This is a genomic window from Asticcacaulis sp. (assembly GCF_027484505.1).
Lineage (GTDB): Bacteria > Pseudomonadota > Alphaproteobacteria > Caulobacterales > Caulobacteraceae > Asticcacaulis.
Map to the genome: position 1 here is coordinate 1 of NZ_JAIXSV010000254.1, position 14,640 is coordinate 14,640.

A 14,640-nucleotide genomic window follows, 5' to 3' on the forward strand; every position below is an offset into this window, starting at 1 on the left:
CATTGCGCCTCTGTAAAGCGTTTGAAATAGACCCCGCTGCGACGCTCATACTGGGCGTAAAAGGGCACGAAGGTCATGTCCGCCGGGCGGCCAATGCCCTTGGTGCGAAACTGTGCTTTTTCCAGCGCGACGGGCCTGAAGCCTGTCAGCAGGTTGTCACCCACCAGAGCCGGCTCCACCGCCTTATAGTCCTCTTCGACGCCCCCCAGATCCGCCGCCAGCACCAACGGCCCTCGTAGCACGGCCACCACCTTTTCATCGTCGCGGGTGGCTTCGAAACGCAAATCCAGCGGCAGGGAAAGCCTGACCGTGTCCCCCGCCGCCCAGACCCGATCAATGACCAGATAGCCGCCATCCCTCGTAGCCTTGACTGGTTTGTTATTCAGCGTCAGGTCGGCGCTTTTCGCCCAGGCGGGGACACGCAAGGCCAGTTTGAACTTTGTCGGTCGGCGAAGGCTCGGAAGGCTGAAAATGATATTCCCGTCATAGGGATAGCCGGTATCGAGTCGCAGGTGCGCGCCCTTGGCGGCCCATCTGGCGGTGGCTGGAATGTAAAGATTAATGAAGAGGGTATCGCTTGATTGCCAGAAGATAGATTCACCGTGTTTAGCGTGGCTTTCCATCCCTGAGCCATGGCAACAGGTCCAGTTATCGACCGGATCAGAAAACCCGCGCGCCGCCCCGGTGAAAAGTGGTGTCATATAGCTGAACATGCCCGTCTTCGGGTTCTGTTGGGCCAGTACATGATTGAAGTGCGCGCGCTCAAAATAGTCGAAATAGCGCGCATCCGGCTTCCAGCCGTAAAGATGGCGCGTCAGCTTGAGCATGTTGTAGGTGTTGCAGTGCTCGCAGGTTGCTTCGGTTATGTGTTTGGAGATGGTGTCGGGCTCAAAAAAGTACTCCCGATCGGCATTGCCACCGATCACATAGGAGTGGTGATTGACGACCCGTTCCCAGAAAAAGCTGGCGGCTTTGCGGTTGTTTTCGTCGCCAGTGACCTCGTATAGGGTCGCTTCGCCCAGCAGCTTGGGCACCTGCGTATTGGCATGGTTATTGGCCAGTCTGTCTTCACCCGCGGTGAGTGGGTCGATGATGCGCTTATGGTGAAAGCGCTGAGCCAGGGCCAGCCAGCGCGGGTTTTTCGTGCGTCGGTAAAGTTCGGCGAACGAGTCGTTCAATCCGCCAAATTCGCAGTTAAGCACGGTCTGAACCTGATCATCGGTCAGCGCACGGAAGACCTTGTCTATGTAAACACCAAGCCCGACCGCTACGGTGAGCGCCTTGTCATGTCCGCAGAAGGTCTGGGCATCGAACAGACCGCCATAGAGCTTGTGCCAGTTATAGAGAGGCACCCAGCAGCCGTTCAGATCAAAGCCAGCCGAGCGGATGTCTCCGGCCATGATTTCCGGGAAGATCTCCTTGCCATCAACGACGCTGCCGTCCTTGCGCTTGCGGGTGAAACCCGCGACATAGCCGTCGCCGTGAGCGCCCTGAATCAAGGCCAGTTCATCAATAATATAGGCGGCGCGAAGCTTAAGTGCGGCGTTGCCAGTCTGAGCATGCATCAGCGAAATCGCTGAGAGGTAATGTCCCAGACTATGACCGGCAATCGTGTCGCGCTCCCAGCCGCCGTAAGGCTCAGCCTTGGGCGTCAGGCCTGCAAATTTGCGATAATTGTGCAAGAGGCGGTCGGGATTGACGTTCAGCAGATAGGCTTCATTGACGTCCACTGCCGTTTTGAAAGGGGATGGCAGCAGGCGGACATCGGACAGGGGTAACGACGTCACTCTATCGTATGTGCCGCTGGCCCCAGCCCGGTCGGATACTGATATACCCGCCAACAGGGCCGCTGTGCTTGTCAGAGTGTCGCGACGGGTAAAGGCGATCTTTAAGGTCATGTCTGAGTCCTGGGGCAGGTGGAGTCACTTCCAAATGCCGCGAGCGTTGAATAAAAAAGCGGCGAAGCCGTATCTGCCAGACCGTAGCCCGTCGGGTATATGGTATACAAAGTATCAAATAATCGGACATAAAACAAGACTTGCGAGGGCGATTGTCTCGCTGCGGATTTCATTTCACCTCTTTTGAACTGACAATCAAAATTTCAAATATTTGATTTATTTTGATAAAATTTTCGTTTGATGGGCGTTGTCGGGGATTTGCCTTGTGAGGGCAATTGTGGCCGAAAAAGCACAGTAATTGTCTGTTTTTATAAAATCGTCACGGAACATAGGTATATCGTATAAAATATTTTTGACGGGAGTGATTTTTCATGTCCAACTCTCTCCACCGAGACGCGCTGTCAGGGGACCGCGTCGTGTGGTTAGGATTTACGAAAATGCACCCGTTCAACACAAAAAAGTGGATGCTGGCCGCAACCGGGCTGGCCGTAGTTATGTACTGCACGCCCGCGCTGGCGCAGAACGCAAATGACAAACCGACAACACCTCAGGCTGATGATGACAAGGAAACCGTCGTCATCGTCAAGGGCCTGCGCAAGAGCTTGCAATCCGCCGCTCAAAAGAAGCGAAAAGCGGGGCAGATCCTTGAAGCGATCGATGCGGAGGATGTCGGCAAGCTTCCGGATAACAACGTTGTTGAGGCTATTTCACGGGTGACCGGCGTCCAGATTACCCGTGAGCGTGGTGAAGGCGGCAGTGTCGCTATCCGAGGCATGACAGACATTCAGACAACCCTGAACGGAAATGCTACGTCTTCCGGGACAGGGCGTGCCGCATCGCTGAATGATATTCCAGCGGAACTTTTGAAATCCGTACAGGTCTACAAAACGCGAACGGCGGATCAGGTAGAAGGCGGCATTGCCGGAACGGTGAATGTTGATCTACGTCGTCCCCTTGATCTGCCGAAAGGCTGGACCTTTGCCGGCAGTGCCCGCCGTGTTTATAGTAATGTTGGCGACACCGAGAGCCCGTATTACAGCGCTTTGGTTGCAAATCGTTTTTTGACGGATGCCGGTGAGTTCGGGTTTCTGTTAAATCTTTCGTACCAGAAAAACAACTATGGCGAACAGTATATCGAAAATGAAACGCCACGTGAATTCTGGGGCGCCGAGCTTGCGGCCCTGCCTGCGGATAAAAAGACAATCGTAGGCGTTTATAAGATGCGCTACGGCGTTGAACGCGGATTTGTCGAGCGTCCCTCTTACAACGCAGCCTTGCAGTGGAAGGTAAACGACAAGCTCAGTTTCCTCGTTGAAGCATCCGGCTTTGATTCGGAAGAGCATCGTCAGATGGATGTCCTGGAGGCACGCCTGAAGGACATTGCCAATGTGAAGATATCCAATATCACACTCATGCCGGACGGTCGTTCGCTTAAGTCAGCAACGTTTTCGGGCACTGATCTGCCAATCGGTCCGTGGGCAAACGATCAGGCTATCACCAATGAAAATCGTCGTCTCAATTTCGAAGTCAATTATAATACAGATCGCTGGAACCTGAACGCGAGTGTGTACAAGGATGATAACCGCACAGATATGCAGTGGTACCGTCAAACCATTCGCTTCACCAATGCCACTTCGTTCTACGTGGACATGGACTCGGATAAGACGATCGAAGGTGCGCCGTATGTTGAATACACGGGCGTCAACCTTGCTGACTCAAGCAGTTACTTTATGCGTGAGTTTGAGAATGGCAAGAGCTTTGAAGAGAGCGAAGAGGTTGTTTGGCAGGCCAATGCAAGCTATCGAGCCAGCGATGACAAGTTATTCCGAAACTTTCAGTTTGGTCTGCGGCACAGCGATCGTTCGACCAGTCGCGCTTACGGCTATCGCTTTGCGAATTTCGTAGGTGCCAAAGCCGTCAAGCTTACGAACTTTCCTAGCGGCAATGCCCTTGACGCTGTCTCCATCAAAGTGCCAGGCTTTGACTCTCCTACCTGGTATCGTCTGAATCTTAACAGCATCATCGACAATTTTGATGCCATCCGTGCCTATGCCACAGATCCGAATAAAGTGTCAGGTTCAGGGGGCTCGGGCGGTTGGGGCGATTCTGTTGTGACGACAGAAACCGGGTTTGGCTCATTTGAAGCAACTGAAAAAACCGCAGCTGTGTATGCGCAATTCACCTATGGATTCAATATCGCCAGTATTCCAGTCGATGGTGTGATCGGGGTCCGCAACACACACACTTGGGGAAGCAGCACCACACGAAACTCTCCGACCGCAAAGCCTGTCGTTGCCCCCATTGACTACTCGGATGCGCTACCCAGTGCGACAGCCGTCATTCATTTCACGCCTAAGCTACAGTTGCGCTTGGCCTATACCGAGAATGTCCAGCGGCCCGGTTTCGGAGAGGCCACGTCTTGGATGTCTCTCAACAATGATTGCCGGTGTGGATGGGGTGGTAATGCGGCTCTTTTGCCAAACCACGAAACCAGCTACGACGCATCACTTGAATACTATTTTGGACGCTCTGGCCTAGTGTCATTAGCGACCTATCTGAAGAAACCTGACGGCTTCATCACGTGGGTGCATGAGGTGAATGTACCAGTTCCAGGCTATGAAGGGCTTTGGACTGTGGACCGGCCGGTGAACGCGGGTCCGGGTGAATTCCAGGGTTATGAATTTGCCGCTCAGGGTTTCTTCGACTTTTTACCGGGCAAGTGGGCGAACTTTGGGGCCAGCTTGAATGCCACCTACAACGACAAGGCAGAGATTCTCTATCCCTACCTTAATGATACGGGGCTCGGCGACTACAACGCTGTGGGCAACTCCAAATATACCTACAATGTTGCGCTGTATTATGAAACGCCACAATTAGGCGCGCGTATCGCTTATAACTACCGTGATAAGTACCGTGACAGCGCGGTGCTTGATTACGATCAGGGACGTTACTCGCTTTACGTCGATCCAACGTCACGCCTCGATGCGTCTCTCACATGGACGCCCATCCGTCAATTGACGCTAAGTGTTGAAGGCACCAACTTGCTTGAAAACAATACCAAGCGGTACTGGGGTGAAGACAACCTCGTCCCGATGGGGCTGCGTGTTCAGGCCCGGACTATTCAGATCGGTGCCCGTTTCCGCTACTGATCCTGACCCGCTTGAACCGGATTTCGATTCGACACATTGAAACCCGCTTCGATTCCCGGGTTGATCGCAAAGAAAATCCCCACTGGAAGCAGTGGGGATTTTTCGTGTGCGCCCAGCATGGGCGTTCTCTTGTGGGTGTAAGTCCCACCGTAAGTTGATCACAGCGAACGAAGTGAAGCGCAACTGCATGATGGCTAACGAATGTGGGGAGGAAGCGTGGAGCGAAGCTGCGGGCCGATGAACAAGAACAGGATATGAGGCGCTGTAACCCAAGGCGAGCGGGCACGTAATCGCGAAGCTTTCGTGATCAAGGGGAAGTGGCGTAAATTCTGCGGTCGTGCAGTGACGGAGAGCGTTCTTACCTGGGGAGATATCGCCTTGTGCCTGAAAGGGTGACGAGAAAGGCCTTGCGGACGGAAGCGGAGCGAGAAGTCAGCAAAGGCCATCGTAAAGATGCGTAGCCATCTTGAAGGGCCGAACGAAGGGGAGTGTCTGCTCCCCGTCGATGTGGAAGGTACTGCATCAGATGCTCACGCAAGTGGGGCGGTCGGCTGATGGCAAGGTGAAGCCTTGTCAGACAGTCGACAGCAATGAAACCGACTGCACGCGACGGGATCAAGTGGGCGTAGTGAGACCTCAACTCTTCGAACCGCCCGGTGCGGACCCGCATGCCGGGTGGTGTGGGAGGGGTCCGGTCAGCCTGACCGGCCCCTATCCCGATTACACCAAAGGTTGGGATAAAACTTTAGACGTTGACGAACTGAGGAGAAGCGCAGGCCTTTGCAATATAGGTTTCGTGGCCCGGCATCATATTTATAAGACCGGACGTACCTTCGCGAACCTTTTGCATCCGCCAGCGGAATTCATCCTCGGGCATCAGATCCGCTCCGGGGTGATAAGACTGCGGCATCAGGCCTTGCCCGGCGAGCACCGCAAACCAGCTTGCCTCCTTGAACAGTTCCTGCGGGCGGATCAGCGGCTGATTGTGTTCGCGGAAGCTGTCGAGGCGGAATTGCAGGCTGTCGGGAATGTCCATATGCTTGCAATAGGCCCAGAACGGCGTGTCTTCGCGCGTGGTCACCTTATAGTGGGCGATCAGGAAGTCCTTGACGTTGGTATAGGCGTCCAGCATGGCCCGATTGAAGCAGGCGCGGGCCGTATCGGTGATGCCGCCTCTGGGGAAATAAAGCTGAAGCGTGGCGATGGCTTCCTGCACCAGCCAGATGGAGGTCGATTCCAGTGGCTCCAGAAAGCCTGAGGCCAGACCCATGGCGATGACGTTGCGGTTCCACATCTGCTTGCGGTGGCCGGTCTGGAAGCGGATCACGCGCGGCTCGGCCTGTGCCTTGCCATCAAGGCGTTGCATGAGCAGGTCCGAGGCCGTCTCTTCGCTCAGATAGCTGTCGCAGAAGACATAGCCGTTGCCGGTGCGGTGCTGAAGAGGGATGCGCCACTGCCATCCGGCTTCGCGCGCCGTGGATGTGGTATAGGGCGTCAGCGGATCGACCTTATCGCACGGAACGGCCACGGCGCGGTTACAGGGCAGCCATTTGGACCAGTCTTCATAACCGCTTTTGAGTGTCTGTTCGATCAACAGGCCGCGGAAGCCGGAGCAGTCGATAAACAGGTCCCCCTCAATACGCTCACCGCTGGCCAGAACAACGGCGGTGACATCGCCATTGTCCGGGTTTTGCTGCACCTCGGTAATGCGGCCTTCACGGCGCACCACCCCCCGCTGCTCACAGACTTCGCGCAGGTAGCGGGCGTAAAGGGAGGCGTCAAAATGGAAGGCGTAATTGACCGCGGGGACGTTGGGGTTGATCTCCTTCATTCGCCCGAAACGGTTGGCACGCGCGGCCAGGGTTTGCGGATTGAACAGGCCAAAATCCGCAGAGCCGCCGGCCTTTTGGTAGCGCATCCAGTAGTGGTTGAAGTTCAGACCACCCATATCAACGCCATAGACGCCAAACGGATGGAAATAGTCACTGCCCGGTGCTGACCAGTCTTTGAAGCGAATGCCCAGTTTGAACGTGCCGTTGACCGCCTTCATAAAGGCGTTTTCGTCAAGGCCCAGCATCTCGTTGAACTGGATCATCGGCGGTATCGTCGCTTCGCCCACGCCGACTGTACCGATTTCGTCCGACTCGATCAGCGTCACCGTATAGGGCAGGGCGGAGAAACTGCGGCGCAGGGCCGCGGCGGCCATCCAGCCTGCCGTCCCGCCGCCCACAATGACCAGCCTGTATATACCTTTGACGTTCATGGCTTTATTTCCGATGCAGTCGAACCCGCCCACTATGAGCCTTCTGATACATGACTGTCAATCGTTCGGTATATCGTATAACGTATTTGACATAATCTCCGTTTCATGGCTTCCTCTCGTCGGCAGGAGGTATCGGTGGGCTGCCTTACGGAACAAAAATGGGAATGGGTACAAACCATGAAGCGGTTAGCAAGTCTGATCACAGGGTGTGCACTCATCTTCTGTCCGGCTTCTGAGGCGGCTGAGCCGGTCACCGTTACGGTGCCGGGTACGTCCATGCCCTGGAGCCAGAAGGCAAATCCAAACATCCCTTTCGGTCGCAATGACGGCACAAAGCCGGTCGAAGTGAAGGGGTTGAAGTTTGCGGTCGGAGAAACCCTGCGGATTACGGCCACAGGTGGCACTTCGACCATTCCCGGCGGCCTGCAATTCGGCCCTGCCGGTCAGGACTCCTTTATCGCTACCGATCAGGTGGGCGGTTCGGGGTCCATCTTTCCCGCGCGGTTCATTGATCCGGCGTCCTACCCCGTACACCTCAATGCGTTGATCGGGGTGTTTACCGACGCCAAAGGTCATCTGATTGCCCGGCCATTTTCGGTAGGTGAGGCCTTCGAGGTAACCGTGCCGGCCAACGCTGAAAAGCTGCAATTTGGTCTGAACGACGATATTTTTGCCGACAATGCCGGCGAGCTTACCGTTACCGTTTCGATCGTCGAATGACTTCTATCCTCTAAGGAATTACTCATGTCTTTGCGTTCTTCGCGCCTGACCGCCTTTGCGTCGGTTGCGGCGCTTTGTGCTTTTGCCTTGCCGGTTGCGGCCCCTGCTCAGACGGTGCCCACCCCTTCAGGTCCAACTGCCGTCAGTGAGGTCTTTGGTGTCCCCACCAGTGCGCGCGTTCAGGCGGAGCGGTTTTCAGCGGCCAATGTCCGCGCGCTGATCACGGACCTCGATCTGCGCGCCAAATTTACGGCCGACGGTCAGGGCGTGATTTATCGCACCGGCGCAAAAGGGGCAGGGCGCATCTGGCGTGTGGATCTGAAAACGTCGGGAGTCAGCGAACTGGCCACGGAGGCCACGCTGACCCCACTTCTGGCGGCACAGGGTCTAAAGACTGACGGCGGCATCGAGGTTTCGCCCTCGCAATATGACAGGGACAAAGACATCCTGACCTTTTATGCGGCCGGTCGCGAATGGCGCTATGAGCGAACCACAGGCAAGCTTTCCGCCGCCGAGAGGGTCCCGGAAGAGACGGGTGTCCTTTCGCCCGATGGTAAGTATCGGGTCATTTCACGTAACTACAATCTGTGGCTGGTTGAGGTGGCGACGGGCCGCGAAACGGCCGTGACTACGGATGGCGTTTATGACCGCCGCTATGGCCAGAACTATCCGCAACTGGGTGACATCGTGGCCGCCAATTCTGAAACGCCCGACATGCGCGTGTCTGTGCAGTGGTCGGGCGACTCCAAGCGGCTTCTGACCTATCGTCTGGATCGCAACGGCAGCTATATCTGGCACGCGGTTCAGCCCAATCCGCCGGGCAGCCACTTCCCGCGCACGTTCAGCTACGTTTACCCAAACGCGGGTGCGAAGGACGTGCCGCAGGTCTATCCGGTGGTCATCGACGCGGCGAAGGCACTTGAAGGAAAGCCTGCTCTGACCCTGCCGGACCTGCCCGCGCAGTCCTTGCTGTGGCCAGGGGACCCGAACCTGTGGTTCAACGAGGCCGGGAAGATCGTCTATGAATGGCAGGCGCGCGGCTATACCGAGGTCAAACTTTTTGAGGCGGATCCCGCCACGGGTAAGACACAGGTGCGGGTGCGCGAAGCCCTGTCACCAAACGTCTATGTGACGTCTACGGCTATGCGTGCGGCCCCCGAACTGGGCGGTTATCTGATCATTTCCGAGCGCAGCAACTGGGCGCAACTCTATTTCCTGCAGAACGGTGACAATCCTTCCGGCGGTAAGGCCCTGACAAAGGGCGAGTGGGAGGTAACCAGCATTTCGCATGTGGCCAAGGGCGGGCCGATCCTGATCACAGGTATTGGTCGGGAAACCGGCGTAAATCCCTATTTCCGCAGTCTGTACAAGGTTATGCTCGACGGGAAGATCGTCAATCTGACACCGGAACCGCTGGATCACGACACAACCGTCTCCGAAGACGGAGAGTGGATCATCGATCGCATGTCCACCCCCTCAGAACCACCGCGCACCGTCCTGCGCCGCGCGTCGGACGGTGTGATCGTGCTTGAACTGGGGCGCGCCGACCATTCCGCCCTGCTGGCTGCGGGCTTCACCCTGCCCGAAGTGTTTGAAACGACGGCCGAAGACGGCAAGACCAAGCTTTATGGCACCATCTATCGTCCGGCCCATTTTGACCCGACCCGAACCTATCCCGTAATCGAGAACGTCTATACGGGGCCAACGACGCACCGCTTTGCCGAAACCTATGGCGGCAATGTCCCCACAAATCTGGCGGCGCTGGCGCAGTTCGGGGCGATTGTCGTCATTATCGACGGTAAGGGGACCTCTCAGCGTGGCAAGGCCTTCCGTATGCCCGCGTGGCAGAATTTGGGTGAGGTCGGGATTGACGACCATATCCGAGTCCTGAAGGCTATGAAAGCGAAGTACCTGTACTTCGACCTGGACCGCGTCGGTGTCTATGGCGGTTCGGCCGGTGGCTATGACACGGCGCGGTTCGTTCTCAGACGTCCTGACTTTTATAAGGTCGGCGTGGCGTCATCTGGCAATCACGATCTGAGGCTGGACAAGGCGTGGTGGCCGGAAACCACCATGGGCAATGCCGACGACGCCACGTGGGAGAAGAACTCCAATATCTCGGTGGCGGGTAATCTGAAAGGGCATCTGATGCTGATTCATGGCGACATTGATGACAACGTGCCGGTGGCCGCCACCTTGCGCCTGTCGGCGGCTCTGACCGCGGCGGGCAAGCCGCACGATCTGGTCATCCTGCCTAACACACCGCACAATGTGAACCAGCCCTACTACTGGAACCGGTTGACCGGCTATTTCTACCAGTACCTGATCGAGGTCAAGTAGATGCTACCCACCCCGGCCCACACGGATGATGTGGGGTCGGGGTGCGGTGTGGACCCTACCGCACCTTGAGCATGACCACACCGTGAGCGGGGAGGGTGTAGCTGTAAGCTTTGTCTGAACGGGTATTGGTGTGCGTCCACAGGTCACGCACTTCGGACGCGCCGCCAAGTCCTATCTGCGCCCATTCACCCGACAGGGTGATCGGCCTGTCAGAGCGGTTGAACAGGCCGACGGCGGTGGCGCCGTCACTCAGTTTTTTGGTCCAGATTTCGTGGGTAGCGTCCTTTTTCACCGGCAGCCCCTGCACACCGGCTATGTCCTGATCGATGGCGATGACATCACGGTTGCTCAGAATAGCCACGGTTTCGGGGGTCATGCTGCGCACGTCATTGCCCAACAGCAGCGGCGCAGCCATCAGGGCCCACAGCGACATATGGGTCTTGTATTCATCCGTTGTCATGCCGCCATTGCCGACTTCGAGCATGTCCGGATCGTTCCAGCCATTCGGACCGGTGTGATTGGGCTTGCCATTGGCATCAAAACCGATCCACGCCATACGTGCGTAATTGTCCTCAATATCGCCTGTGGTGCGCCACAGGTGGCCACCGACGTCACGCCCCCATGATCCGACATCGAAACGCCCGTACTGGCACAGGCTGAAGACAATATCGCGGCCGGTCGCCGCCAGCGCCTCGCCCATCTGCTGATAGGTGGCGTAGACGGTTTCTCTGGTATGGTAAAAGGCCTCGCCAGAGCAGAGATCGTATTTCAGATAATCGATACCCCAGTCGGCAAAGGTGCGCGCGTCCTGTTCGACATGGCCGTACGAGCCCTCATAGCCCCCGCAGGTCTTCGGTCCCTGCGAGGAATAGATGCCGATCTTCAGACCTCTGGAATGGACGTAGTCGGCCAGTGCCTTCATGTCTGGGAACTTGGCATTGGGCTGTAGCACGCCATTGGTATCACGCTTCCCCTGCCAGCCGTCATCAATATTGACGTAGACATAGCCTGCATCCTTCAGCCCGCTACTGACCAGTGCATCGGCAATTTCACGAACGGTCTTATCGTCAATATCGGTATTGAACCTGTTCCACGAGTTCCATCCCATAGGTGGGGTCGGCGCCAAGGCTTTTTGCGGGACGATGCGGTGGGGCGGCAAAGGATAGGTGGGGAAATCGAGGGCCTTCAGTTCACGCTTTGAGCCCTTGTGTGCGGTGAGGTTGAAGCTCTGATACCACAGTTTGCCGGTCATGCGGATCAACATGCCCTCGGCCTTGATGGCGATGTCGGTCGGGGTCACGCGCGGATTGCCGTTGTTGATTTTGAAGACGAGGGTATCGCCTTCGGCACGCAGATCCTGCATAGGCAGGTCGCCATACCAGCGGGAGGTGATCACCCCCGTCAGCTTACCGCCTGTCTCTTTGATGATGACACGCGTAAAATCCGGATAGTCGGGTGAGCTGTCGAAAACCCAGCCGCCCTCTGGCGGTTTCGCCAGAGCCTGAGACACGGGCAGTAACAGGGTGAACGCCACAGATAGACCTAAAAATCGTTTGCGCATCACAAGGGCTCCGTTCGTGGCTTTACAAGGCTTTTTCGTATACGGTATATTCTTTTCGCCATTTCGTCCATACTGCTAGGGGTCTCACGTGCATCGTTCTCTGCTTCTTCTGCTGTCTTTGACGGCAACCGCTGTCGCGACCTCTGCCGGGGCCGAAACCTATGAGGCGGTCTCTCCCGATGGGCAGGTGAAAATTACCCTCGACAAATCGACAAACGGGCTGCCTAGCTGGAGCCTCGCCTATAAGGGCCAGACCATCATCGCCCCGTCGGCACTGGGGCTGCGCACGGACCTTCAGGGGTTCGGCAATCAAGGCTTCGTTGTCACCGAAAGCCGCACTCGTGAGGTCAATGAGGTCTATTCGATCGTTGTTGGTAAGGCCGCTACTGCCCCGGACCACTACCGTGAACTGACCCTCAGCCTGCGCGAAGCTAATGGTCCGCGCCGACTGGATGTGGTGGTGCGCGCCTATGATACCGGAGCCGCGGTCCGTTATGTCCTGCCCGCACAGGCCGAATATGCCGAGGTGGGCATCTATGGGGAGCGCACCGAGTTTGCCTTTCCTGCAAATTACGACTGCTGGGGGCTGAACCTCGGTAAGTATCACAACGCCCACGAAGGCGAGTTTGACCCGGTCAAGGCGTCAGCGATCCGTGAGCATAATCTGTTCGACTCGCCGCTGGTCTGTAAGACGGGCTCTGGAGAGACGACCTTTGCTCTGGCTGAGTCGGACGTAACCCACTTTCCGGCCAGTTATTATACGCGCAAGGGCGACAGTGGTCTGGGGGTGGCGGTGCAACTGCCGCCGCGCCTTGATGCCGATATGATCAGGCCCTATGTGGCCAGGATTTCAGCCGCCAAAGAGGACTTTAAGACGCCGTGGCGCGTGGTCATGCTGGGCGACAGTGCTCGCGATCTGGTGGCCTCAAACCTTGTGGCCACGCTGGCGGCACCGTCGAAAATCGCCGACACAAGCTGGATCAAGGGCGGCAAAAGCGCCTGGGACTGGTGGAACGGCTTTAATGCGCCAGTCGCCAATCCTGGCATCAATACCGAAACCTATAAGGCCTACATCGACTTTGCCAAAAGCATGGGTCTTGACTACATCCTGATCGACGAAGGTTGGTACACGGGGTCTTCGACGCGTCCGAAACCGGGATCGGATGTCACGAAGCCGATTGCGGCTGTCGATATGCCCGCCATCCTTACATACGCCAAGGCGAACGGGATCGGCGTGATGATCTGGTTGCAGTGGCAGCAACTCGACTGGCAACTGGACGAAGCCTTTGCCGCCTATGAGAAATGGGGCGTTGCAGGCGTCAAGATCGACTTCATGGACCGTTCGGATCAGGAGATTGTCGATTACTTCCACCGCGTTTTGTCCACGGCCGCTCAGCACAAGCTTCTGGTTGATCTGCACGGGGCCTATGCCCCTAACGGACTGGTGCGGACCTATCCAAACTATATCACTCAGGAAGGCGTTCTGGGGGCGGAATACAACAAGTGGACAAGCCGCATCACGGCCACCCACAATGTCACCCTGCCGTTCACGCGCATGATTTTGGGCCCGATTGACTATACGCCGGGCGGCTTTGTCAACCGCACGACGCAGACCTTTGTGATCCACGAAAACCGCCCTCAGACCCAGACGACCCGTGGTCATGGCGTGGCCATGTATGTCGTCTATGACAGCCCTCTGGTCATGGTGTCGGATGCCCCGCAGGCTTATAAAAAGACTGACGGAAGCTGGGAAGACGGGGTGGATTTTATCCAGAAAGTGCCGGTGAGCTGGGACGAAACCCGCGTTCTTCAGGGCGATATCGGTCAATTCATCGTCACGGCTCGTCGCAAGGGGGAGAACTGGTACATCGGGGCCATGACCAATGAAGAGGGGCGCACGATCCGCCTGCCGCTCGATTTCCTCAAAGAGGGGGCCCATCAGGCGCGCCTGTGGCAGGATGGCGCTACGCCGACGCAACTGGTGACGTCTGAGGCCAAAACCGATCGCACTCAATCCCTGTCGTTGACTCTGGCCCCATCGGGTGGGGCGACGGTTATCTTAAGTCCGGTAAAACGCGCCAAGCCCAATAAAACAGACAAATAATGGCAAAAATCGTATAATATATACTTGACGCGATCGCCTGAGAATGGTTTAGAGGGTGCGGGGCCGGAATGACGACGTTCTCCGGCGATCATTGCTCCGGGCCCGGCTTACCAACGGCGGTTTGGCACGTTTGTACCCCCCCTCCCGCGTTCAGAACCGCCCACCTTAAGCGTCCACCGCGTATCAATCTGCGGTGGGCGCTTTTTTTTTGCGCTCTGTCAGGAGCCACACAAGCCAAAACCCCACGCCCTGTTGAAGGGAGTAGGGGTAAAGAGGGCAGTGAGTTGTCTGGAGATGGGGGCTTACGCCGCCTTGTTGATGCTCAGCGACGGGCGCGAGGCCGCAGCGTCTTCGACCATTTTGATGATCTGGGCGCGGCGCTCACCGATGAGTGGCAGACGTGGCATACGCACGCGCTCTGAGCCGCGGCCCATGACCTGCTCAGCCAGCTTGATCGACTGAACCAGATCGTGCTCGGCATCAAGATGCAGCAGCGGCAGGAACCAGCGGTAGATTTCCAGCGCCGTCCGGGTGTCACCGGCTTCCAGCGCCTTGACCAGCATGACGGATTCGTGCGGGAAGGCCGAGGTCAGGCCGGACACCCA

Annotated in this window: 8 protein-coding genes; 4 read left to right on the forward strand and 4 right to left on the reverse strand. The window is 56.9% G+C overall.

Going from position 1 to position 14,640, the window contains the following annotated elements:
- The coding region (locus Q0072_RS14850) for a glycoside hydrolase family 127 protein (RefSeq protein WP_298331572.1) at positions 1–1,898 on the reverse strand (1,898 nt) is incomplete at its 3' end.
- Positions 1,899–2,269: 371 nt separating this feature from the next.
- Between Q0072_RS14850 and Q0072_RS14855 the strand changes: the two genes are divergently transcribed.
- On the forward strand, positions 2,270–5,047 hold the full coding sequence (locus Q0072_RS14855; RefSeq protein ID WP_298331574.1) for a TonB-dependent receptor: 2,778 nt from the start codon (positions 2,270–2,272) through the stop codon (positions 5,045–5,047).
- A gap of 745 nt (positions 5,048–5,792) precedes the next feature.
- Here the strand turns inward: Q0072_RS14855 and Q0072_RS14860 are convergent.
- Positions 5,793–7,310, reverse strand: coding sequence for a tryptophan halogenase family protein (locus tag Q0072_RS14860; RefSeq protein WP_298331576.1), 1,518 nt, complete (start codon positions 7,308–7,310; stop codon positions 5,793–5,795).
- Positions 7,311–7,487: 177 nt separating this feature from the next.
- Here Q0072_RS14860 and Q0072_RS14865 point away from each other — a divergent pair, with 177 nt between their 5' ends.
- Both Q0072_RS14865 and Q0072_RS14870 read left to right on the forward strand, forming a co-directional pair.
- Positions 7,488–8,030, forward strand: a complete 543-nt coding sequence (locus Q0072_RS14865) for a hypothetical protein (RefSeq protein WP_298331577.1) — start codon at positions 7,488–7,490, stop codon at positions 8,028–8,030.
- 24 nt (positions 8,031–8,054) lie between these two features.
- A complete protein-coding gene (locus Q0072_RS14870; protein ID WP_298331578.1) occupies positions 8,055–10,370 on the forward strand; it encodes a prolyl oligopeptidase family serine peptidase in 2,316 nt (771 codons plus the stop codon).
- A 55-nt stretch (positions 10,371–10,425) separates the two neighbouring features.
- Here the strand turns inward: Q0072_RS14870 and Q0072_RS14875 are convergent, their stop codons facing one another.
- On the reverse strand, positions 10,426–11,931 hold the full coding sequence (locus Q0072_RS14875) for a glycoside hydrolase family 27 protein (RefSeq protein ID WP_298331579.1): 1,506 nt from the start codon (positions 11,929–11,931) through the stop codon (positions 10,426–10,428).
- An 88-nt stretch (positions 11,932–12,019) separates the two neighbouring features.
- On the opposite strand from Q0072_RS14875, the gene Q0072_RS14880 reads away from it, so the two are divergent.
- Entirely contained in the window at positions 12,020–14,035 is a 2,016-nt protein-coding gene (locus tag Q0072_RS14880) for a glycoside hydrolase family 97 protein (RefSeq protein ID WP_298331580.1), read from the forward strand.
- Positions 14,036–14,337: 302 nt separating this feature from the next.
- Here Q0072_RS14880 and Q0072_RS14885 read toward each other — a convergent pair.
- Positions 14,338–14,640 (reverse strand): dihydrodipicolinate synthase family protein (locus Q0072_RS14885; RefSeq protein WP_298331581.1); only part of this gene is annotated, 303 nt, incomplete at its 5' end.

What these genes read in the sequence shown, in the direction of transcription:
- Q0072_RS14875 (WP_298331579.1), bottom strand. Translation starts at nt 11,931, where the DNA reads ATGCGCAAACGATTTTTAGGTCTATCTGTGGCGTTCACCCTGTTACTG.
- Q0072_RS14865 (WP_298331577.1), top strand. Translation starts at nt 7,488, where the DNA reads ATGAAGCGGTTAGCAAGTCTGATCACAGGGTGTGCACTCATCTTCTGT.
- Q0072_RS14860 (WP_298331576.1), bottom strand. Translation starts at nt 7,310, where the DNA reads ATGAACGTCAAAGGTATATACAGGCTGGTCATTGTGGGCGGCGGGACG.
- Q0072_RS14855 (WP_298331574.1), top strand. Translation starts at nt 2,270, where the DNA reads ATGTCCAACTCTCTCCACCGAGACGCGCTGTCAGGGGACCGCGTCGTG.
- Q0072_RS14870 (WP_298331578.1), top strand. Translation starts at nt 8,055, where the DNA reads ATGTCTTTGCGTTCTTCGCGCCTGACCGCCTTTGCGTCGGTTGCGGCG.